25 protein-coding genes are annotated in these 20054 nt (G+C 68.0%); 15 read left to right on the forward strand and 10 right to left on the reverse strand.

Going from position 1 to position 20054, the window contains the following annotated elements; genetic code table 11:
- Positions 1-42: 42 nt before the first annotated feature.
- From purB to ACEQX1_RS06665, 4 genes are all read left to right on the forward strand, one after another.
- Complete coding sequence (gene purB / locus ACEQX1_RS06650) at positions 43-1353, forward strand: adenylosuccinate lyase (protein ID WP_188077344.1); 1311 nt, start codon at positions 43-45, stop codon at positions 1351-1353.
- Between the two features lie 106 nt (positions 1354-1459).
- Positions 1460-1666: a hypothetical protein gene (locus ACEQX1_RS06655; RefSeq protein WP_370193168.1), complete on the forward strand. Its 207-nt coding sequence runs from the start codon at positions 1460-1462 to the stop codon at positions 1664-1666.
- Between the two features lie 8 nt (positions 1667-1674).
- Complete coding sequence (locus ACEQX1_RS06660; protein ID WP_370196637.1) at positions 1675-2424, forward strand: SDR family NAD(P)-dependent oxidoreductase; 750 nt, start codon at positions 1675-1677, stop codon at positions 2422-2424.
- A 64-nt stretch (positions 2425-2488) separates the two neighbouring features.
- Positions 2489-3049, forward strand: coding sequence for an alpha/beta hydrolase (locus ACEQX1_RS06665; protein ID WP_009209039.1), 561 nt, complete (start codon positions 2489-2491; stop codon positions 3047-3049).
- 34 nt (positions 3050-3083) lie between these two features.
- Here ACEQX1_RS06665 and ACEQX1_RS06670 read toward each other — a convergent pair whose 3' ends face one another.
- Complete coding sequence (locus ACEQX1_RS06670) at positions 3084-3854, reverse strand: HpcH/HpaI aldolase/citrate lyase family protein (RefSeq protein WP_370194811.1); 771 nt, start codon at positions 3852-3854, stop codon at positions 3084-3086.
- A 1-nt stretch (position 3855) separates the two neighbouring features.
- Positions 3856-4173 carry a DUF1476 domain-containing protein gene (locus ACEQX1_RS06675; protein ID WP_024348591.1) on the reverse strand — a complete coding sequence of 106 codons (318 nt, stop codon included), beginning with the start codon at positions 4171-4173 and terminating at the stop codon, positions 3856-3858.
- Positions 4174-4433: 260 nt separating this feature from the next.
- Here ACEQX1_RS06675 and purC point away from each other — a divergent pair, with 260 nt between their 5' ends.
- The 5 genes from purC to ACEQX1_RS06700 all read left to right on the forward strand — a co-directional run bounded on the left by purC (position 4434) and on the right by ACEQX1_RS06700 (position 7127).
- On the forward strand, positions 4434-5198 hold the full coding sequence (gene purC / locus ACEQX1_RS06680) for a phosphoribosylaminoimidazolesuccinocarboxamide synthase (RefSeq protein WP_370196638.1): 765 nt from the start codon (positions 4434-4436) through the stop codon (positions 5196-5198).
- Positions 5199-5268: 70 nt separating this feature from the next.
- On the forward strand, positions 5269-5511 hold the full coding sequence (gene purS, locus ACEQX1_RS06685; RefSeq protein WP_024348592.1) for a phosphoribosylformylglycinamidine synthase subunit PurS: 243 nt from the start codon (positions 5269-5271) through the stop codon (positions 5509-5511).
- A gap of 89 nt (positions 5512-5600) precedes the next feature.
- A complete protein-coding gene (purQ, locus tag ACEQX1_RS06690) occupies positions 5601-6281 on the forward strand; it encodes a phosphoribosylformylglycinamidine synthase subunit PurQ (RefSeq protein ID WP_024348593.1) in 681 nt (226 codons plus the stop codon).
- Positions 6278-6697 carry a hypothetical protein gene (locus tag ACEQX1_RS06695; protein ID WP_370194808.1) on the forward strand — a complete coding sequence of 140 codons (420 nt, stop codon included), beginning with the start codon at positions 6278-6280 and terminating at the stop codon, positions 6695-6697. The genes purQ and ACEQX1_RS06695 overlap by 4 nt, the downstream gene beginning before the upstream one ends.
- Before the next feature lies 1 nt (position 6698).
- The gene (locus ACEQX1_RS06700; protein ID WP_370194806.1) at positions 6699-7127 is read left to right on the forward strand and encodes a hypothetical protein; all 429 of its coding nucleotides are present in this window, start codon (positions 6699-6701) and stop codon (positions 7125-7127) included.
- Between the two features lie 42 nt (positions 7128-7169).
- Here the strand turns inward: ACEQX1_RS06700 and ACEQX1_RS06705 are convergent, their stop codons facing one another.
- On the reverse strand, positions 7170-7733 hold the full coding sequence (locus tag ACEQX1_RS06705; RefSeq protein WP_370194805.1) for a tetratricopeptide repeat protein: 564 nt from the start codon (positions 7731-7733) through the stop codon (positions 7170-7172).
- A gap of 222 nt (positions 7734-7955) precedes the next feature.
- Between ACEQX1_RS06705 and purL the strand changes: the two genes are divergently transcribed.
- From purL to ACEQX1_RS06725, 4 genes are all read left to right on the forward strand, one after another.
- The gene (gene purL, locus ACEQX1_RS06710) at positions 7956-10181 is read left to right on the forward strand and encodes a phosphoribosylformylglycinamidine synthase subunit PurL (RefSeq protein ID WP_370196639.1); all 2226 of its coding nucleotides are present in this window, start codon (positions 7956-7958) and stop codon (positions 10179-10181) included.
- A 101-nt stretch (positions 10182-10282) separates the two neighbouring features.
- On the forward strand, positions 10283-10516 hold the full coding sequence (locus ACEQX1_RS06715) for a BolA family protein (RefSeq protein WP_024348598.1): 234 nt from the start codon (positions 10283-10285) through the stop codon (positions 10514-10516).
- A 260-nt stretch (positions 10517-10776) separates the two neighbouring features.
- A complete protein-coding gene (grxD, locus tag ACEQX1_RS06720) occupies positions 10777-11124 on the forward strand; it encodes a Grx4 family monothiol glutaredoxin (protein ID WP_024348599.1) in 348 nt (115 codons plus the stop codon).
- A 193-nt stretch (positions 11125-11317) separates the two neighbouring features.
- The gene (locus ACEQX1_RS06725) at positions 11318-12592 is read left to right on the forward strand and encodes a multidrug effflux MFS transporter (protein ID WP_370196640.1); all 1275 of its coding nucleotides are present in this window, start codon (positions 11318-11320) and stop codon (positions 12590-12592) included.
- Between the two features lie 52 nt (positions 12593-12644).
- Here the strand turns inward: ACEQX1_RS06725 and ACEQX1_RS06730 are convergent, their stop codons facing one another.
- The 4 genes from ACEQX1_RS06730 to ACEQX1_RS06745 form a co-directional block, all read right to left on the reverse strand.
- Positions 12645-13469, reverse strand: coding sequence for an inositol monophosphatase (locus ACEQX1_RS06730; RefSeq protein ID WP_370192843.1), 825 nt, complete (start codon positions 13467-13469; stop codon positions 12645-12647).
- Between the two features lie 23 nt (positions 13470-13492).
- Positions 13493-14392 carry a tRNA 2-thiocytidine(32) synthetase TtcA gene (ttcA, locus tag ACEQX1_RS06735; protein WP_370196641.1) on the reverse strand — a complete coding sequence of 300 codons (900 nt, stop codon included), beginning with the start codon at positions 14390-14392 and terminating at the stop codon, positions 13493-13495.
- A gap of 100 nt (positions 14393-14492) precedes the next feature.
- Entirely contained in the window at positions 14493-15110 is a 618-nt protein-coding gene (gene rpsD, locus ACEQX1_RS06740; RefSeq protein ID WP_024348603.1) for a 30S ribosomal protein S4, read from the reverse strand.
- A gap of 216 nt (positions 15111-15326) precedes the next feature.
- Positions 15327-15485, reverse strand: coding sequence for a YqaE/Pmp3 family membrane protein (locus ACEQX1_RS06745; protein ID WP_035694391.1), 159 nt, complete (start codon positions 15483-15485; stop codon positions 15327-15329).
- Between the two features lie 163 nt (positions 15486-15648).
- On the opposite strand from ACEQX1_RS06745, the gene ACEQX1_RS06750 reads away from it, so the two are divergent.
- Positions 15649-16203 (forward strand): DUF2799 domain-containing protein, encoded by a 555-nt coding sequence (locus ACEQX1_RS06750; RefSeq protein WP_370196642.1) that lies wholly within the window; start codon positions 15649-15651, stop codon positions 16201-16203.
- Here ACEQX1_RS06750 and murI read toward each other — a convergent pair.
- The 3 genes from murI to ACEQX1_RS06765 form a co-directional block, all read right to left on the reverse strand.
- Positions 16200-17006 (reverse strand): glutamate racemase, encoded by an 807-nt coding sequence (gene murI / locus ACEQX1_RS06755; protein WP_370192849.1) that lies wholly within the window; start codon positions 17004-17006, stop codon positions 16200-16202. The genes ACEQX1_RS06750 and murI overlap by 4 nt on opposite strands.
- Positions 17003-17869, reverse strand: coding sequence for an RNA methyltransferase (locus ACEQX1_RS06760; RefSeq protein WP_370196643.1), 867 nt, complete (start codon positions 17867-17869; stop codon positions 17003-17005). Before ACEQX1_RS06760 ends, murI begins: the two co-directional genes overlap by 4 nt.
- A 91-nt stretch (positions 17870-17960) precedes the next feature.
- The gene (locus ACEQX1_RS06765; protein WP_370194707.1) at positions 17961-19442 is read right to left on the reverse strand and encodes a carboxylesterase/lipase family protein; all 1482 of its coding nucleotides are present in this window, start codon (positions 19440-19442) and stop codon (positions 17961-17963) included.
- A gap of 185 nt (positions 19443-19627) precedes the next feature.
- On the opposite strand from ACEQX1_RS06765, the gene ACEQX1_RS06770 reads away from it, so the two are divergent.
- The coding region (locus ACEQX1_RS06770; RefSeq protein WP_370196644.1) for an isocitrate/isopropylmalate family dehydrogenase at positions 19628-20054 on the forward strand (427 nt) is incomplete at its 3' end.

Consider the following 20054-nt stretch of genomic DNA (forward strand, 5'->3'; position numbering starts at 1 on the left):
CGCGCATCCCTTCTCCTGCTCGTCTTCGAAAGATATCAGCCGATGATCCCTCGCTATTCCCGCCCCGACATGGTCGCCGTCTGGTCGCAGGAGACGAAATTCCGGATCTGGTTCGAGATCGAGGCCCATGCCTGCGATGCGCTGGCCAAGCTGGGCGTGATCCCGGAGAGCGCCGCGAAGACGATCTGGGAAAAGGGCGGTGCCGCGACCTTCGACATCGACCGGATCGACGCGATCGAGGCCGAGACCAAGCACGACGTCATCGCCTTCCTGACCCATCTGTCCGAGATCGTCGGCCCCGACGCCCGTTTCGTGCATCAGGGCATGACCTCGTCCGACGTGCTCGACACCTGCTTCAACGTGCAGCTGACCAAGGCGGCCGACATCCTGCTCGCCGACATGGACGCGCTGCTGGCCGCCTTGGAGCGCCGCGCCTTCGAGCATCGCGACACCATCACCATCGGCCGCTCGCATGGCATCCATGCCGAGCCGACCACCTTCGGCGTCAAGCTGGCTCTCGCCTATGCCGAGTTCGAGCGCTGCCGCGAGCGACTGGTCGCGGCCCGCGCCGAGATCGCCACCTGCGCCATTTCCGGCGCCGTCGGCACCTTCGCCAACATCGATCCGCGGGTCGAGGAGCATGTCGCCAAGGCGATGGGCCTGACCGTCGAGCCGGTCTCCACCCAGATCATCCCGCGCGATCGCCATGCGATGTTCTTCGCCACCCTCGGCGTCGTCGCCTCGTCGATCGAGCGCCTCGCAACGGAAGTCCGCCATCTGCAGCGCACCGAGGTGCTGGAAGCCGAGGAGTATTTCTCCCCCGGCCAGAAGGGCTCGTCGGCCATGCCGCACAAGCGCAACCCGGTGCTGACCGAGAACCTCACCGGCCTTGCCCGCATGGTCCGTTCCTACGCCATGCCGGCGATGGAGAACGTCGCGCTCTGGCACGAGCGGGACATCTCCCACTCCTCGGTCGAGCGCTATATCGGCCCGGACGCGACGATCACGCTGGACTTCGCCCTTGCCCGCCTCACCGGCGTCGTCGACAAGCTGCTGGTCTATCCCGACCGGATGCTGGCCAATCTCAACAAGTTCAAGGGCCTCGTCCATTCCCAGCGGGTGCTGCTGGCGCTCACCCAGGCCGGCGTGTCGCGCGAGGATTCCTATCGGCTGGTCCAGCGCAACGCCATGCGGGTCTGGGAAGAGGACAAGGACTTCCTGACCGAGCTCCTGGCCGATCCGGAGGTTACCAAGGCGCTGCCCGAGGCGACCATCCGCGAAAAGTTCGACCTCGGCTACCACACCAAGCATGTCGGCACGATCTTCGAACGGGTCTTCGGCCGCGCCGGCTGACGCGCCGCATCCGGAACAATCGACGCCACCGGCGGTTGGCAGGATGAGGGCTGCGCCCGGCATCCGGCAACCGCCGGTCGCAGCCGATCAACCGGGAGGAAGAGCCATGTCCACACCCCGCGGCCCCTCGCGCCCGAACCGGCGCCATCACACGCTCTGGATCGCACTGACCGTCATCGTCGTCGCCGCGATCGCCTATTTCCTGTTCTTCACCGCCACCCCCGACGAGGGCACGCGCGACGCGGCCGGCGTCTCGACCGAGACCAGCGAGCCCCCCTCGGACGAAGCGCCCGTCACCCTTCCGGCCGACTGACGGCCCGAATGGCGCGGCGCTTTGCCCTTTCGGGCCGGACGATCCTCCTGACCGGCGGGTCGAGCGGCGTCGGCGCCGCGCTCGCCGAAAGGCTGGCGGCGCTGGGCTGCAAAGTCGTCGTCTGGTCGCGGCGCCCGCCCGATCCCGCTCACCCGTCGCGCATTCACGAGCCGGTCGATCTGGCCGACATGACGGCGCTGGACGGCGCGCTCGACGGTCTCCTCGCCCGCCATCCGGACCTCTCCGTCGTCATCAACAACGCCGGCATATCCGAGCGCGGCGATCTCGCCCGCAGCGACCCCGCGACGCTGGACGCGCACGCCGAGGCCCAGATCGCCGTCAATCTGTGGGCACCGATCCGCATCTGCCAGCGTCTCTTCGCGCCGCTGAGCCGGCTGGACAGCGCGATGATCGTCAACAACACCAGCGGGCTGGCCGTCGCCCCGACCGTTCCCCACCCGGTCTATTGCGCCACGAAGGCGGGCCTGCGCAGCTTCACCCAGTCGATGCGCTACCAGGCCGAGAAGGCGGGCGGCCGGCTCGCCATCACCGAGATCCTGCTGCCCGTGGTCGAGACGCCGATGACCGCAAGCGTCCCGCGCGGCCGCATGCCGGTGGACAAGGCGGCGGACCGGATCATGCGCGGCCTGGCCCGGGCCGAGCCGGAGATCTGGGTCGGGCAGACGGCGCTGCTGCGCCGCCTCGTCGGCCTGTCACCTGCCCTGGCGCGACAACTTCTCAAGGTAGCAACTGGTTAGGGACCGGGACGGGTTTCGCAAGCCGCGCCTTGACACATCTGACGACCGACCGCATCTGGGTCCGATGCGAGTTGCAGATGCCGATATTCTCATCGTGCCCGGATACAAGGGCTCACCCGAAGACCACTGGCAAAGTCGGTGGGAGCGCAAGCTGTCGACCGCGCGCCGCGTCCAGCAGGCCGAATGGACCAAGCCGGTGCGCGACGACTGGACCCGGACCATCGCCGACGCCGTCAACGAATCGACGCGGCCGATCGTGCTGGTCGCTCATTCGCTCGGCGTCGCCGCCACGGTGCAGGCGATCCCCCAGTTCCGCAACCGGATCTCGGGCGCGTTCCTGGTCGCGCCTCCAGACGTCGAGAACGATGCGATCCGGCCGCGCCATCTGATGACCTTCGGCCCCTATCCCCGCGACCCGCTGCCCTTTCCGAGCGTCGTGGTCGCCAGTCGCGACGATGCCTTCTCGTCGCTGGAAAGCGCCGAGGACATTGCCGGCGCGTGGGGATCGCTGTTCATCGATGCCGGCGAGGCAGGCCATATCAATGCCGACAGCGGGCATGGGCCATGGCCGGAAGGTCTCCTGACCTTCGGCAAGTTCATGTCGCGGCTGACCGTGCCGGCCTGACGCCGCGAACGGCGTCAGGCACTTCAGGTCAGGCTCAGGCGGACGCCGCCTTCGCCAGGGCAGCCGCCCCGGCCGACAGCACGCCGAAATCCGATCCGACGCAGGCCATCCGGTAGCCGTAGCCGCGATAGCGCTTGGCGTCCTCGGCCGTCATCGCATAGATCGCCGCGATCTTGCCGGCCGCGGCAGCCGATGCCGCGAGATCGCGGATCGTGGCTTCCGTCTTCTCGCTGCCCGGATCGAGCGTGCCGTCCCCGGACAGGGCGATCGACAGATCCGACGGGCCGACGAAAATCCCGTCGAGCCCCTCGATGGCGAGGATCTCCGGCAGATTGTCGAGGGCAGCGGCGGTCTCGATCATGGCGAAGGCCAGCGTCTCGGTGCGGGCCTCGGGCACGTAGCCGCCGCGGTTCCCGTAAGCGTGCAGCTGCGCCGCACGGGTCGGGCCGTAGGAGCGCAGGCCCACCGGCGGATATTTCACCGCCGCAACGAAGGCGCGGGCATCATCGGCCGTCTCGATCATCGGCATGATCAGGCCCGTGGCGCCGAAATCCAGGCACCGCGCGCCCAGCGACCGGTCCTCGATCGGCAGGCGCACCAGCGCCGGCTTGTCGAGGAGGACGGCGCGCTCGATCGCCACCCGCAGGGAGCCGACATCGAAGAGGCCATGCTGGACGTCGAAGGTCGCCACGTCGAAATCGGCGCGCAGGAACGCCTCGTGCACGAGCGGTTCGGGCATGCCGAGCCAGCACGACAGCACGAAGCCGCCTTCGCCGAGGCGGCTGCGAAGTTTGGGAAGGGCCATTCTATTCGGTGTGGACTTGCGTCTCGGCCTCGCCGAGGAACTGGGCCATGTGCCGCCGGATCTGATGGTCCGACTGGTCCACGCCAGCGTCGTCGAAATCCTTGCGGATCTTCTGGAAGACGTCGTTGTCGCCGGCCTCGATGAAGTCCGCCTTGATGACCTCCTGTGCATAGGCCTTCGCGTCGTCGCCGGTCTTGCCCAGAAGCTCTGCCGCCCAGAGGCCGAGCAGCTTGTTGCGCCGGGCCTCGATACGGAAGCGAAGTTCCTGGTCATGGGCGTAGCGCGACTCGAAGTCCCGCTCGCGGTCGTTCAGCGACATCGTATCCTCCTTGTACAATCGGCCGGACGAAACCCTTCGGCCTAGCTGATCCTTACCGGCTGCGGCCGATGTTTTGAAGCCGCATTCGGTCGTGAACAGGCGCCTGCGCCCTTGATTTGTGCGCACAACCGCACGACTTCCCGAGCAAGCCATCCCTCGACGATTGTTAAGGTCCGCCGTTTGGGCTAATGAGCGGCATAGTCGTCAGACGTCTTCGCGCCGGGCCAGGGCCGGCGCCTCCACCACGATAGAGCTGCATAATGACACGTCGCCGCCGTATCTACGAAGGCAAGGGCAAGATCCTCTACGAGGGCCCCGAACCCGGCACCCTGGTCCAGTTCTTCAAGGACGATGCCACCGCCTTCAACAAGAAGAAGCACGAGGTTGTCGACGGCAAGGGCGTCCTCAACAACCGCATCTCCGAATACATCTTCTCCCACCTGAACAAGATGGGCATCCCGACTCACTTCATTAAGCGGCTCAACATGCGTGAGCAGCTGATCAAGGAAGTCGAGATCATCCCGCTGGAAGTGGTGGTGCGCAACGTCGCGGCCGGCTCGCTGGCCAAGCGTCTCGGCATCGAGGAAGGCACGGTGCTGCCGCGCTCGATCATCGAGTTCTACTACAAGGCCGACGCGCTCGACGATCCGCTGGTCTCCGAGGAGCACATCACGGCCTTCGGCTGGGCGAGCCCGCAGGAGATCGACGACATCATGGCGCTGGCCATCAGGGTCAACGACTTCCTCTCCGGTCTCTTCCTCGGCGTCGGCATCCAGCTCGTCGATTTCAAGATCGAGATGGGGCGCCTGTACGAGGGCGACATGATGCGGATCATCGTTGCCGACGAGATCTCTCCCGATTCCTGCCGCCTGTGGGACGTGCAGACCCAAGAGAAGCTCGACAAGGACCGGTTCCGCCGCGACATGGGCGGCCTCGTCGAGGCCTATCAGGAAGTCGCGCGGCGTCTCGGCATCATGAACGAAAACGAGCCACCCCGCCCCTCGGGGCCGGTACTGGTCAAGTGAGGCGGCGCCGTGCCGTCAAGCAGCCGGTACCGGCGTTGAAACTGGTCTATTCGAGAGACAGGCGGATATCGTGATGAAGGCACGCATTGTCGTCACGCTGAAGAACGGCGTTCTGGACCCCCAGGGCAAGGCCATCGAGGGCGCGTTGGGCCATCTCGGCTTCGACGGCGTCGGATCGGTCCGCCAGGGCAAGGTCTTCGACGTGGAACTCCACGGCACCGATGGCGAGACCGCACAGGCCCAGCTTGACGCCATGTGCGACAAGCTGCTCGCCAATCCGGTGATCGAGAACTACACCGTCGAGATCGCCTGAGAGCGTCGACGGCCTCGTTTCGACCGTTCAGAGCGGTGGCTGTCGCCTGAGGCAGCCGCCGGATCGTCCTCACCTTTCGAGCCGCACCCATGAAAACAGCCGTCGTCCTTCTCCCCGGCCTCAATCGCGATCGCGACATGATCGCCGCCCTGACCGCCATCACCGGTCGGGCGCCGCAGACGGTCTGGCAGACGGAGACGACGATCCCGGATGTCGATCTCATCGTCATCCCGGGCGGCTTCTCCTTCGGAGATTACCTGCGCTGCGGCGCCATCGCGGCGCGTGCGCCGGCGATGCGGGCGGTCGCCGAGGCGGCCGCGCGCGGCGTGCCGGTGCTGGGCGTCTGCAACGGCTTCCAGATCCTGTGCGAGGCCGGGCTCCTGCCGGGCGCGCTGATGCGCAACAACACGCTGCGCTTCGTCTGCCGCGACGTGAAGCTCGAAGTGGTGACCGCTGCCACCCGCTTCACCGGCAACTACACCGACGGCCAGATCATCCGCTGCCCGGTCGCCCATCACGACGGCAACTACTTCGCCGACGACGAGACGCTGGCCCGCCTCGACGGCGAGAACCGCGTCGTCTTCCGCTACGCCGAGGGCACCAATCCGAACGGCGCGATCCGCGACATCGCCGGGATCGTCAACGCCGACGGCAACATCCTCGGCATGATGCCGCATCCCGAGAACCTCATCGAACCCGAGCATGGCGGCACCGACGGCCGCGCAATCTTCGAGAGCGCGCTCGGCATCACCTCGCGTCTCGCCGCGTGAGCCAGCCCGCCCTGCGGCCCGCCGCGCTTCTGGCCGCCCTCGCCCTGTCCGCACTGCTGGGCGCCTGCGCGGCCAAGCCGGGCGCTGCGATCGGCGATGCCGCCACGGGCGACGACACCGGTCTCGACCGGATGGAACGCCTGACCCTGACGGCCAATCGCTGCTGGTTCAAATCCGGCGACGCCGCCTTCGCGCCCTACAGCCTCGCGCCGGAACTCTCGTCCTTCTCGGGCCGGCCGCGCTTCCTGCTGGTGCCGCGCGGCAAGCCGGAATCGAAGCCCCTTCTGGTCGTCGAAGGCCGCAAGGGCTCGACCGCCATCGACACCTACGGTCCGCTGATGGGCGAGCCCGTCGCGGCCCGCATCTCTGCCGACCTGTCCCGCTGGCGTGCCGGCGCGGATGGCTGCTCGGCCTGACATGCGACGCCTGCGGACCCTAGCGGCGATGCTGGCGGGCTTCGGCCTCAGCGCCTGCCTGTCGGGCGAATCTACCTCGCTGGCCGGGCTTGCCGCCCCGGTCGCGGCGCCGGCCTTTGCCGGTCCCGCCCGTCCCGGCCCGGCCGAGATCGACTATGCGAACGCCACCGCCGCCGGCATCTATCGCCGCCGCAGCGCCGAGCGGTCCGCGACCTTCCTGACCGACCGCGATCTCGGCGGCTATGGCCTCTGCCTGCGCTCGCCGGCTGCCGGCGGCGGCATGGACCATGCGCTGATCCTGTTCACCCGCCGGCTCGACGGCGATGCGATCTCGCAGGTGGACGACGACACGCTGGTGCTGCGCCGCCCGGCCGATACGGCATCCTGCCGGGCCGGCGACATCGCCTATATTCCGGCCGGCCAGCGCTAGGCGCGAGGCGCTCGCCGTGGCGGCTCCGGCCGCCCGCCGATCCTACCAGCGCTGCTTGACCGGCTCGACCCGCGCCGCGGGATCGTCCTTGTAGGACCGGATCGAGGCCTCCAGCGCCGTATATTCGCGGCAGCCATTCTCGAAGGCGCCGTCCGAAAAGGTCAGCGCCACGCGCCGGCACTCCCCGCGCAGCCGGATCAACAGGATGCCGGCGTCGCGCACCCGTCCGAGATCGAGATAGGCCTCGCCGAGATAGGCCATGGCGCCCCGGTGATGCGGATTGATCGAAAGCGCCCGGCCATAGGCGTCGAGGGCGCGCTCGTGATTGCCGGACTTGCGCAGCGAATAGGCCAGCAGCGTCCAGGCGTTGTCGTGATGCGGCCGCCTATCCACGACCTTGCCGAAGGCGGTGATGGCGGCCGGCCAGTTCTTCGCGTCGAAGGCTTCGACGCCATCGGCATAATCGGCGTCGCCCGAGCGCACGGTGGGGCTCATCTCGCCGGAGAACACCGCGCCGGCGTCCTGCGATGCGCCGGCCATGACCATCAGGCCGAGGAACAGGGATGCGGCAAGCTGCAAAGCCGCTCGTCTCGCCATGGTCGCCATCGGGTTCTCCCTGCCTGTGCCGGTCCCCGGGCAGGATGAGACCATCGATCGGACCGGCGCGAAACCGGCATCGGGTGCGGCAGAGCGTCTCGCCGTCCGGCCGGTCGCCGGGCCGGATGTCCGCCAGCAACGGGGGAACACCGGCCAAGCCCCTTTGTGTGCGCCGCGCCAGATGGTAACAGGCGCGCAGGACCTTGCCGGAACGTCGCCCCAGGACACGCCATGAACGCCGAGACCCCCATCACCCCGGAACTGATCGCCGCGCACGGGCTGAAGCCGGACGAGTACGATCGCGTCCTGGCCCTGATCGGCCGCGAGCCGACCCTGACCGAACTCGGCATCTTCTCGGCCATGTGGAACGAGCATTGCTCGTACAAATCCTCCAAGCGCTGGCTGCGCACCCTGCCGACCAAGGGCGAGCGCGTCATCCAGGGCCCCGGCGAGAATGCCGGCGTCGTCGATATCGGTGATGGGCTCTGCGTGGTCTTCAAGATGGAGAGCCACAACCACCCCTCCTATATCGAGCCCTATCAGGGCGCGGCGACCGGCGTCGGCGGCATCCTGCGCGACGTCTTCACCATGGGCGCCCGGCCGATCGCGGCGATGAACGCCCTGCGCTTCGGCGCCCCCGACCATCCGCGCACCCGCCACGTCGTGGCCGGCGTCGTCGCGGGCGTCGGCGGCTACGGCAATTCCTTCGGCGTTCCGACCGTCGGCGGCGAGGTCAATTTCCACCCGCGCTACAACGGCAACTGCCTCGTCAACGCCTTCGCCGCCGGCCTCGCGAAGACCGACGCGATCTTCTACTCCAAGGCCGAGGGCGTCGGCCTGCCGGTGGTCTATCTCGGCGCCAAGACCGGCCGCGACGGTGTCGGCGGCGCCACCATGGCCTCCGCCGAATTCGACGACACCATCGAGGAGAAGCGCCCGACCGTGCAGGTCGGCGACCCCTTCACCGAGAAGTGCCTTCTGGAAGCCTGCCTCGAGCTCATGCAGACCGGCGCCGTCATCGCCATCCAGGACATGGGCGCGGCGGGCCTGACCTGCTCGGCCGTGGAGATGGGCGCCAAGGGCGACCTCGGCATCGAGCTGGACCTCGACCAGGTGCCGGTCCGCGAGGCGAAGATGAGCGCCTACGAGATGATGCTGTCGGAGAGCCAGGAGCGCATGCTCATGGTGCTGCGTCCTGACAAGCGCGACGAGGCCGAGGCAATCTTCGTCAAATGGGGCCTCGACTTCGCCGTGGTCGGCCGCACCACCGACGATCTGCGTTTCCGCATCATGTGGGAGGGCCGCGAGGTCGGCAATCTGCCGATCAAGGAACTGGGCGACGAGGCGCCGGAATACGACCGGCCGTGGATCGAGCCGGTGCCGGCCGCACCGATCGCCGCCGCCGACATCGCCGAGCCGGCCGATTACGGCGCCGCGCTCATCAAGCTGCTCGGCTCGCCGGATCTGTGCTCGCGCCGCTGGGTGTTCGAGCAGTACGACACGCTGATCCAGGGCAATTCGCTGCAGCGGCCGGGCGGCGACGCCGGCGTCGTTCGCGTCGACGGCCATCCGACCAAGGCGCTGGCCTTCTCCTCCGACGTGACGCCGCGCTATTGCGAGGCCGACCCGCTGCAGGGCGGCATGCAGGCGGTCGCCGAATGCTGGCGCAACCTCACCGCCGTCGGCGCCGAGCCGCTCGCCTCCACCGACAATCTGAACTTCGGCAATCCCGAGAAGCCGGAACTGATGGGCCAGTTCGTCAAGGCGGTCGAGGGCATCGGCGCGGCCTGCGAGGCCCTCGCCTTCCCGATCGTCTCGGGCAATGTCTCGCTCTACAACGAGACCCACGGCCAGGCGATCCTGCCGACCCCGACCATCGGCGGCGTTGGCCTGATCGAGGATCGCAGCCGCACCGCCACGATCGGCGGCATGCAGGATGGCGAGACGCTGATGCTGATCGGTGCCGACGGCACGCATCTGGGCGCAACGGTCTATCTGCGCGAGATCGACGGCCGCGAGGCCGGCTCCCCACCGCCGGTCGATCTGGCCGCCGAGAAGCGCCATGGCGACTTCGTGCGCGGCCTGATCCGCGACGGCCGCGTCGCCGCCTGCCACGACCTCTCCGACGGCGGCCTTGCCATCGCGCTGGCCGAGATGTGCATGGCCTCCGGTCGCGGCGCCAGCGTCGATGCGGGCGACGGCTCCGACCATGCCCGCCTGTTCGGCGAGGATCAGGCCCGCTACGTCGTCGCGCTGAAGGCCGGGGATGTCGCCGCGGTGGAAGCAGAAGCGGCTGCGGCGAGCGTACCGGTCCGCCCCCTCGGTACGGTCGAGGGCGACCGGCTGGTCGTCGCCGGGCGCCTCGACGTGTCGGTGGAAGAGCTGACGATCGCCCACGAGACCTGGTTCCCGGCCTATATGTCCGGCGAGATCGTCGAGCCGGCCGCCGCCGCCTGAGCGAAGGCCCCTCCCCGGTCCGCCCGATTGATCGCGGACCGGGCGATACCTATCATCAGGCCCGGCCGCGATTCCGGACCCGGCCGAAGGAGATCCAGCCCATGCCCATGAACGCCCGCGACATCGAGACGATGATCAAGGACGCCATCCCCGATGCCGACGTGACGATCCGCGATCTGGCGGGCGACGGCGACCATTATGCTGCCGAGATCGTCTCGGAGAGCTTCCGCGGCAAGTCGCGCGTCCAGCAGCATCAGATGGTCTACCAGGCGCTGCGGGGCAACATGGGCGGCGAACTGCACGCCCTGGCCCTACAAACCAGTGCGCCGAAGTAATATGTCGGGGTGACGAGGACGAGATTTCCCGTCGCCGACGATTTCGCATCGTGCCGCGCCCGCCGTCTGACAACGGACGACATGGCCGCACGATGCAGGACAAACCCCGCGCGGATTGCCGCGCGCTTGCGTGCCGGCCCGACCGGCCGCCTGACCGACACCTTGCTTTCGACGAGCGAGGCGATTGAAATGGACGCACGGCAGAAGCGCTGAAGGCCGCTGCACCAGTGTCCGCGAACCCTGAGCAAAGGACCGCATCCATGACCGCCATCAACGAATGGATCGACAACGAAGTGAAGACCAACGACGTCGTGGTCTTCATGAAGGGCACGCCCGCCTTCCCGCAGTGCGGCTTTTCCGGCCAGGTCGTGCAGATCCTCGACTATCTCGGCCTCGAGTACAAAGGCGTGAACGTCCTCTCCACCGACGAACTGCGCCAGGGCATCAAGACCTACAGCGAATGGCCGACGATCCCGCAGCTCTACGTGAAGGGCGAGTTCGTCGGCGGCTGCGACATCATCCGCGAGATGTTCCAGGCCGGCGAGCTGCAGACCTTCCTGGTCGACAAGGGCATCGCCACCACCGCACCGGCGCCCGCCGCCGGCTGACCCTTCGGCGCGCCGCGGGACATCCTGCGCGCCTGCCCCATATCCCGATCCGCGGCCCGTGCGTTCTTGAGCGTGCGGGCCGCTTTCGGTTGACACAGCGTCGCCCGCTTCAGGCCGCCGAATTGCTAAGCCATGCTTGCGGTTTTGTGCAGTGCGAAATACATCTGCGCGGATCGATCCCACGAGGCTGATGATGTCCAACGCGTCCCCCAACGCCGAAACGCGCGGGCTTCCCTATTGGGAACTCGTCACCATGGTCGCCTGCCTGATGGCGCTCAACGCGGCGGCGATCGACATCTTCATTCCCTCGCTGCAGGAAATGGGCGCGGCCCTCGGCGTCGACGACGCCAACCAGCGCCAGTTCGTGATCACCGCCTATATTCTCGGCTTCGGCGGCGCGCAGATCCTTTACGGCACGCTGTCCGACCGGTTCGGCCGCCGGCCGATCCTGTTCTTCGGCCTCGCCGTCTACATCCTCGCCTCGATCGCCGCGATCTTCTCGCCCACCTTCGGCATCCTCCTGGCGCTGCGAGCCCTGCAGGGCATCGGCGCGGCCGCGACCCGGGTCATCGCCATCTCGGTGGTGCGCGACTGCTTCGGCGGCCGCCGCATGGCCAGCGTCATGTCGCTGGTGATGATGGTGTTCATGGCGATCCCGGTGATCGCGCCGAATATCGGCCAGGCGATCATGCTGTTCGGCTCGTGGCGCGAGATCTTCGTGGCCATCGCCATCTTCGGCGCCTTCGTCACGGTCTGGGCCGCCCTGCGCCTGCCGGAAACCCTGAGCCCGGACGACCGGCGCGAGCTCACCGGAAAGCGCATCGTCGAGGCGTTCCGCATGGTCCTGACCAACCGGGTCGCCTTCGGCTACACGGTCTCCACGGCGCTGATCTTCGGCGTCCTGTTCGGCTTCATCAACCAGGCCGAGCAGATCTATACCGGCCTCTACGGCCTCGGCCCGATCTTCACCGTCGTCTTCTCGGCGACCGCCGTCTTCATGTCGGCGGCCTCGTTCCTGAACGCGAAGCTGGTCGAGAAGCTTGGCATGCGGCGCCTGTCGCACGGCGCGCTGATCGGCTTCCTGTCGCTGGCCGCGCTGCACCTCGTCGTCGCCTACGCCATGGGCGGTGCGGCACCGCTGTGGTTCTTCGTGCCCATCATGACGCTGAATTTCTGCCTGTTCGGCTTCATCGGCACGAACTTCAACGCGCTGGCCATGGACCCGCTCGGCCATGTCGCCGGCACCGCCTCCTCGGTGCTGGGCTTCATGCAGACCTTCGGCGGCGGCCTGTTCGGCGCGGCGATCGGCTATTTCTACGACGGCACGGTGCTGCCGATGCTGGTCGGCTTCATCATCCTGTCGGTCTCGTCGCTGATCTGCGTCGTGCTGGCCGAAGGCCGGCTGTTCGACGCCAAATACGACACGCCAGCCACCGGCACAGCGCCGACGAGCACCGGCGCCGAATAGCAGCCCTGCCGCACGCGGCAGGGAGACCCCCGGCTCCGGCCGGTGCCCTCGCCTATCGCGGCAGCAGGCCGTCGCGCGCGGCAGTCCAGACGCTGGCGTCGCAGGCGGCGATGACAACTCCTTCCTTGTCGCGCGGCGTATAGGGCGAACCGTCGGGCTTGCCGACATGGCCGCCGGCCTCCGCGACCAGCAGGCAGCCGGCCAGATGGTCCCAGGGCATCAGCTTGGAATAGACGCTGAAATGCGAACCGCCGGAGGCCAGCAGCCGGTATTCGTGGCCGGCGCAGCGATAGTTTCCGGTGATCTTCACCCCCGCCAGGCGCGGCAGCAGCGCCGCCTTGTCGTCGGGCGGAAAATAGCTGGTGCTGATGCAGCCGATGGTCTCGGCCAGCGGCAGGGCCGCCGCGGTCGTCAGCCGCCGCGTCTCGCCCGAACGCGTGCGCTGGATCGCACCGGCACCCTTCTCGGCGATCATGACGTCGTCGCCGACCGGATCGTAGATGATGCCGCCGACGGTCTCGCCGCGCAGCACCACCGCCGCCATCACCGCGAAGAGCGGCAGGCCGGCGGCGAAATTCGCCGTGCCGTCGACCGGGTCCACCACGATCGCCAGTTCCGCGTCGTCGAGGCGATCCAGCAGCGCCGGGTCGGCGGCCACGGATTCCTCGCCGAGGAACAGGGCGTCGGGCGCCAGCGACTGGCATTCGCGGGCGATCCACCGCTCGGCCGCCTCGTCGGCCTCGGTGACAAGATCCGTCGCCGAGGTCTTCTGCCGGATGTCGGCCTCCGACAGATTGCGGAAGCGCGGCATGATCTCCGCGATGGCCGCCTCCCGCAGGATATGGGCCAGACGGTCGATATCGATGGGTGCGGTCATGACGGAAGGCCTTCGGCTGAGAGTCAGGTCGTGGGGGAAGCGGGCGCCAGTCCGGCGAAGTCGAACAGCGACGGATCGAGGAGATGGCCGGGCCGCACATTGCCCAGGGCCCGCAGCATCACCTGCTTGCGGCCCGGGAAGCGGCGCTCGAGATCGGCGATCATCTGCTTGGTGACGTTGCGCTGCAGCCCGTCCTGGCTGCCGCAGAGATCGCAGGGAATGATCGGAAAATTCATGGCCGCCGAGAACCGGGCGATGTCCTCCTCCACCGACCGGATCAGCGGCCGCAGCACCATCAGGTCGCCCTCGTCGTTGATGAGCTTGGCCGGCATCGCCGACAGCCGCCCGCCATGGAAGAGGTTCATGAAGAAGGTCTCGAGGCAGTCGTCGGCATGGTGGCCGAGCACCAGCGCCTCGCAGCCCTCCTCGCGGGCGATGCGGTAGAGATTGCCCCGCCGCAGGCGCGAGCACAGCGCGCAATAGGTGGCGTTCGACGGCACCTTCTCGGTGACGACCGAATAGGTGTCGCGATATTCGATCCGGTGCGGAATATCGTAGCGGGTCAGGAAATCCGGCAGCACATGCTTGGGGAAGTTCGGCTGCCCCTGGTCGAGATTGCAGGCGAGGAGATCGACCGGCAGCAGGCCGCGATATTTCAGGTCCGACAGGAGCGCCAGAAGCGCGTAGGAATCCTTGCCGCCGGACAGGCCGACCAGCCAGCGCGCGCCCGGCCGGGCCATGGCATGCGCCTCGATGGTCTCGCGCATCTCGCGCAAAAGCCGCTTGCGCAGCTTCTTGAAGGTCACCGACGACGGACAGTCGTGAAACAGCGGATGGGCCGAGCCGGCGCCATCCTCGGCAGCCGGCGCCGCCGCGTCGTCGTCCTGCGCGCTTGCCGCGCGCGCGGTCTCCAGATCGAGCATCCCCGCCTCCGTCGTCACGGGCTTCGTCTAGCCGCAGACCGCCCAAAACAAAAGGCCGCCCAGAGGACGGCCTTTCGCAGAAATCGCATGCACCGAGAAATCAGCGCGAATAGAACTCGACCACGAGGTTCGGTTCCATCTGCACCGGGTACGGCACGTCGTGCAGGCCCGGAACGCGCTGGTAGGTCGCGACCATCTTCTGGTGATCGACCTCGATGTATTCCGGCACGTCGCGCTCGGCGAGCTGCACGGCCTCGAGGATGATCGTCAGCTGCTTGGACTTCTGACGAACCTCGATCACATCGCCCGGCTTGCAGACGTAGGACTGGATGTTCGTGCGCACGCCGTTGACGTTGACATGGCCGTGATTGACGAACTGACGGGCCGCGAAGATCGTCGGCACGAATTTCGCACGATACACGACGGCGTCGAGGCGGCTCTCGAGCAGACCGATCAGGTTCTCCGAGGTGTCGCCCTTACGGCGCGCGGCCTCTTCGTAGATCTTGCGGAACTGCTTCTCGGAGACGTCGCCGTAATAGCCCTTGAGCTTCTGCTTGGCGCGCAGCTGCACGCCGAAGTCGGAAACCTTGCCCTTGCGGCGCTGGCCATGCTGACCCGGGCCGTACTGGCGCCGGTTCACCGGGGACTTGGGACGACCCCAGATGTTCTCGCCCATGCGGCGATCGATTTTGTACTTCGCTGATGCGCGCTTGCTCATCGCATTTCCTTCAACAAAACGAGGCCCCGCGGACAATCCGAGGGCCTTCTGAGGAAACGCGCCCTCCTCTGCCCGCTGTTGCGGACTGACAGGACGACATTGGCACGAGGCGATGCCGTCCACGGGACACGTCAAAAACCGGCTGGAACGGGTCCAACCGGCTGGGCTGTTCCATACGGGGGCGGCCGGAAACTGTCAACCGGGCCGCCCGCCGGATCAGTATTTGGCGATCACCCAGATCGCATGGATGATGCCCGGGATATAGCCGAACAGCGTCAGGATGATGTTGATCCAGAAGTGCTTGCCGAAGCCGACCTGCATGAACACGCCGACCGGCGGCAGGATGATCGCGAGAATGATGCGGATGATGTCCATGGGGTCTGGTCCTCTTGTACGGGTGTCGGTCACTGCAACGCCGCTTGTCCCGGCTCGTTCCCCGCAGTCCGTCTTGAAGGGATAGCGCGGCTTGATCTTTGCGCCCGGCGATGCCACCCGTTGCAACCTGCCGATACGGAAGGGCGACGGGATGGGGCGACGGATGAGGGTCTTGCCGCTGGTGCTGGGCGCAGGGGTTCTGCTGAGCGCCTGCGCCACATTGTCGGAAGAGGAGTGCGTGACCAGCGACTGGCGCACCCTCGGCGAATCGGACGGCGCCAATGGCCGGCCGGTCAATTTCGTTGCGCAGCACCAGGCCGCCTGCAGCAAGCACGGGATCGAACCCGACCTCTCCGCCTGGCGCAGCGGCTGGGACGCCGGCATCGCCAGCTTCTGCACGCCGGAGAACGGCGCCCGGATCGGCGCGCGGGGCGGCAGCTACCAGAATTCCTGCCCGCTCGACCTCAAGGCCGGCTTCGAGGAGCCGTACCGCGCCCACAAGCGCGTCTATGATGCCGACCGGCGGGTCGACGATTTGCGGGGACGCATCGACCGTCTTCGCGACGAGATCGACACGCTGGACGACGAGAAGGCGGAGCGCGGCAAGCGGCGCGAGCTGCGGCGGCTGCGCGACGATCTCTGGGAGGCCGAGGACGATCTGCGCCGCGCCGAACAGGATCTGCTGCTGGCGCGCTTTGCCGAGCGGGCGGCCGGCTAGGCGGCGCCGTCGGCCACTTCGAGACCGAAGCCGCGCACCAGCCGGCGCATCTGGTAGCCGGGTGCGCCGCCGGTGAAATGGGCGCGGTCGAAGCCTTCGGGGAGTTCGCCCGAGCCCGGCTTGCACAGCGAGCGCGCCCGCCGGGCGATCGCCTCGGCCGGGTCGAGCCAGTCCACCGGCCATGGCGCCAGCCGGCGGAAATGGTTGGCGATCAGTGGATAATGGGTGCAGGCGAGGACGACGATGTCGGTCCGCCGGCCGCCGGCCTCGACGAAGCACGGGGCGATCTCCGCCGCCATCGCGTCGTCGAGTTCCTGGCCGCCGCTTGCCTCGCTGTCGAGGAGCGAGCGTTCGGCCAGCCGCGCCAGCTCCGGCGATCCGACCAGCCGCACCTCGCAATGGGTGGCGAAGGCCTCCACGAGATCGCGCGTATAGACGCGGCGGACCGTGCCGGGCGTCGCCAGGACGCTGACGAGGCCCGACCGGGTGCGCTCGGTGGCCGGCTTGATGGCCGGCACCGTGCCGACGAAGGGAATGGCGAAACGGGCGCGCAATTGCGGCAGCACCAGCGTCGAGGCGGTGTTGCAGGCGATGACCGCAAGGCTCGGTTCGTAGGTGTCGATGAGCTCGGCGAAGAGGTCGAGAATGCGCGCCACCAGCGGCTCCTCCTCCCAGTCGCCATAGGGGAAGCCCGCATCGTCGGCCACATAGATGAAGCGCCGGTCGGGCATCGCCGTCCGCAATTCGCGCAGCACGGTCAGCCCGCCAATGCCCGAATCGAAGACGAGGATCGGCGCGTTCACAGGGCCGGCTTTCCGGTCCCGTCCTGTGCCGGATCGGTCCCCTCCGGCGCGTCGTCGCCGGTATGGCCGCCCTCGGCCTTGTCCGCCGGCGCGAGGCCGCGCTTGGCGATGACGTAGTCGAAGGAGCGGATGACGCCGCGCATGGTGCGCACCTCCGGCTCGGAGAAGCCGGCCTTGGTCAGCATGGTGCGCAGCTTCTGGGCCAGCGCCTCGCGCTTGTGCTCGGGATAGAAATAGCCGTTGCGGTCGAGCGAAGTCTCCAGATGCTCCAGCAGCCGGTGCAGGTCCTCCTTGCGCGCCGGCGGCACCTCGGGCGCCGAAAAGCGCGGCTTGGTGACATCCGCCGAGCCCGCCATGCGCCAGGCATAGCTCATCAGGAGCACGGCCTGGGCGATGTTCAGCGAGGCGAAATCCGGATCGACCGGGAACGTCACGATCTCGTCGGCAAGGCCCACTTCCTCGTTGGACAGGCCGAAGCGCTCGCGGCCGAACAGGATGCCGGCCGACTGGCCGGCGCCGATCCGCGCCCGCAGATTGGCGGCGGCCGTCTCGGGCTCGCGCACCGGCTTGAAGCTGTCGCGCGCCCGCGCCGTCGTCGCATAGACGAAGGTGAGATCAGCCACCGCCGCCTCGACGCTGTCATAGAGCCGGGCGGCCTCGATCACGTGGTCTGCGCGCGACGCCGCCGCGACTGCCCGCTCGTTCGGCCAGCCGTCGCGCGGGCTGACGAGGCGCAGGTCGGACAGGCCGAAATTGGCCATCGCCCGCGCCACCATGCCGATATTCTCACCGAGCTGGGGCTCCACGAGCACGATGGCAGGCCCGGCCTCGGGCTTCTTGTTGGGCGACTGGTTCTCGGGCACGCTGGCGACATCCTCTGTTCGGCCCGCTGATACCGCGCCACGCCCGCCACGCCAAGCGGGGCGCAAGAGCATCCCCAGCCGCGCTGGTTCCTCACGGCGTCGCGCCGTCCACCCCCTCCCAGGCAATGCGGCGCAGCGGATCGGGATCGGCCTCAACGCGGTCGCGGCGGGCCGACAGGACCAGTGTCTCGCGGGTCTCGGTCCTATAGGCCGGCCAGTCGTCGCCGGGGGGCCCGCCATTGACGAAGGCCATCCAGCGATCGCGCATCCGTATCGCCAGTTGCTGGCGCGCCGGATCCGGCAGGACGCCGAGATAGACGCTGCGGAACGGCTTCAGGAAATCCTCGAACAGCAGCGGCAGATCGACCGAATGGGTCGCCCCGAGCCGCGACAGGAGCCCCTTCGCCTCCCAGTCCAGTCGGTACATGTAGGTGGGCGCACGCTGCGACTGGCTGTCGGCCATGTGGATCGCCGCCATGCGGAACAACAGATCCGTGCCGAAGGCGATGCGCCCGGCCCTACCGGCGGGATAGAGCGCGCCGATCCTCTCGGCCGCCGCCTCCCCCGCGGTCTCGGCCACCCACCGAGTCAGGGACGGCTTGTCGCTGTCGATCTTGAAGATCGGCAGCTCGCTGAAGAAGGAGAACTCGTCGCGATTGGTGCCGATCAGGAGCGGCACCGGCTTCATGGCGCGGTAGAGCGCGGGCAGCGGGCCGTCCGGCAGTTCACCGCAGTCGAAATGCGGCCGCGAGGGGATGCCGGGGAATTCCGCCGTGACCTTGCGCGCGGCGAGACCGAAGGCTCGCGGCGCCAGCCGGAACAGACGCTCGCGATCGGCCTCTGCACCGAGGACCGCCAGGGTGCGCTCGCCGATCTCCATCGCCTGGGCGCGCGGATAGAACAAATTGAGCCCGCCCGACTGCATGATCGCCCGCGAGAACAGCCCATGCGATCCCGGCGCCGCCATGTGGAAGGCGACGGAGGCCGCCCCGGCGGATTCGCCGGCGATCGTCACCCGTTCCGGGTCGCCGCCGAAGGCCGCGATGTTGTCGCGCACCCAGGCGAGCGCCAGCCGCTGGTCGAGCAGCCCGGCATTGGCGGCAAAGCGCGCGTCGCCGGGAAACAGTTCGGCAAAGCCGTTGAAGCCGAAGACGCCGAGCCGGTAGTTCAGCGTCACCACCACCGCGTCGCCGCGGCGGGCGAGATCGGCGCCCGGATATTGCGATCCCGAGCCGATGATGAAGCCGCCGCCATGGATGAAGACGAGGACCGGCCGCGACCCGCGCGTGTCCGGCGTCCAGACATGCAGGTTGAGGCAGTCCTCGCTGAAAGTCCGCTTCAGCCCGGCAAAAGTGGCGAAGGGTTCGGCCAGGGCACGGCGCTGGGGCGCTGCCGGCCCGTAGGCATCTGCGTCGAAGGTCCCCCGGAACGGCGCGGGGGCGCGAGGCGCGGCAAAGCGCAGGCGTCCGACCGGCGGCGCGGCATAGGGAATGCCCAGAAAGCACGTGATGCCGCCGATGCGGTTGCCCCGAACCCGGCCGCAGGGCGCCTCCGCCACCACCGATGCTGTCATGCGCGAACTCCTGTGCGGTTGGTGGCGGGCCGCACCGGCCCACCGGCGGCGAGCGGCGCGGCCCATGCTTTGCGTCCACCGATACGGGTGTTATAGGGCGCCGTGAGTTTCGGGCGTGGCACCGCGTCCTGCATCCATGCGGCCGCTCAGGGCCGCGTTTTCATTGCTTCAGGGGGAAGACAGAGATGGCGAAGATCAAGGTCGACAATCCGGTCGTGGAACTCGATGGCGACGAGATGACCCGGATCATCTGGCAGTTCATCAAGGACAAGCTGATCCATCCCTATCTCGACATCGACCTTGAATATTACGACCTCGGCATGGAGAACCGCGACGCCACCGACGACCAGGTGACGGTGGATGCGGCCAACGCCATCAAGAAGCACGGCGTCGGCGTCAAATGTGCGACGATCACCCCGGACGAGGACCGCGTCGCCGAATTCGGCCTGAAGAAGATGTGGCGTTCGCCCAACGGCACGATCCGCAACATCCTCGGCGGCGTCATCTTCCGCGAGCCGATCATCGCCAAGAACGTGCCGCGCCTGGTGCCCGGCTGGACCCAGCCGGTGATCGTCGGCCGCCATGCCTATGGCGACCAGTACCGCGCCACCG

It is taken from the genome of Aurantimonas sp. (assembly GCF_964217435.1).
Lineage (GTDB): Bacteria > Pseudomonadota > Alphaproteobacteria > Rhizobiales > Rhizobiaceae > Aurantimonas > Aurantimonas coralicida.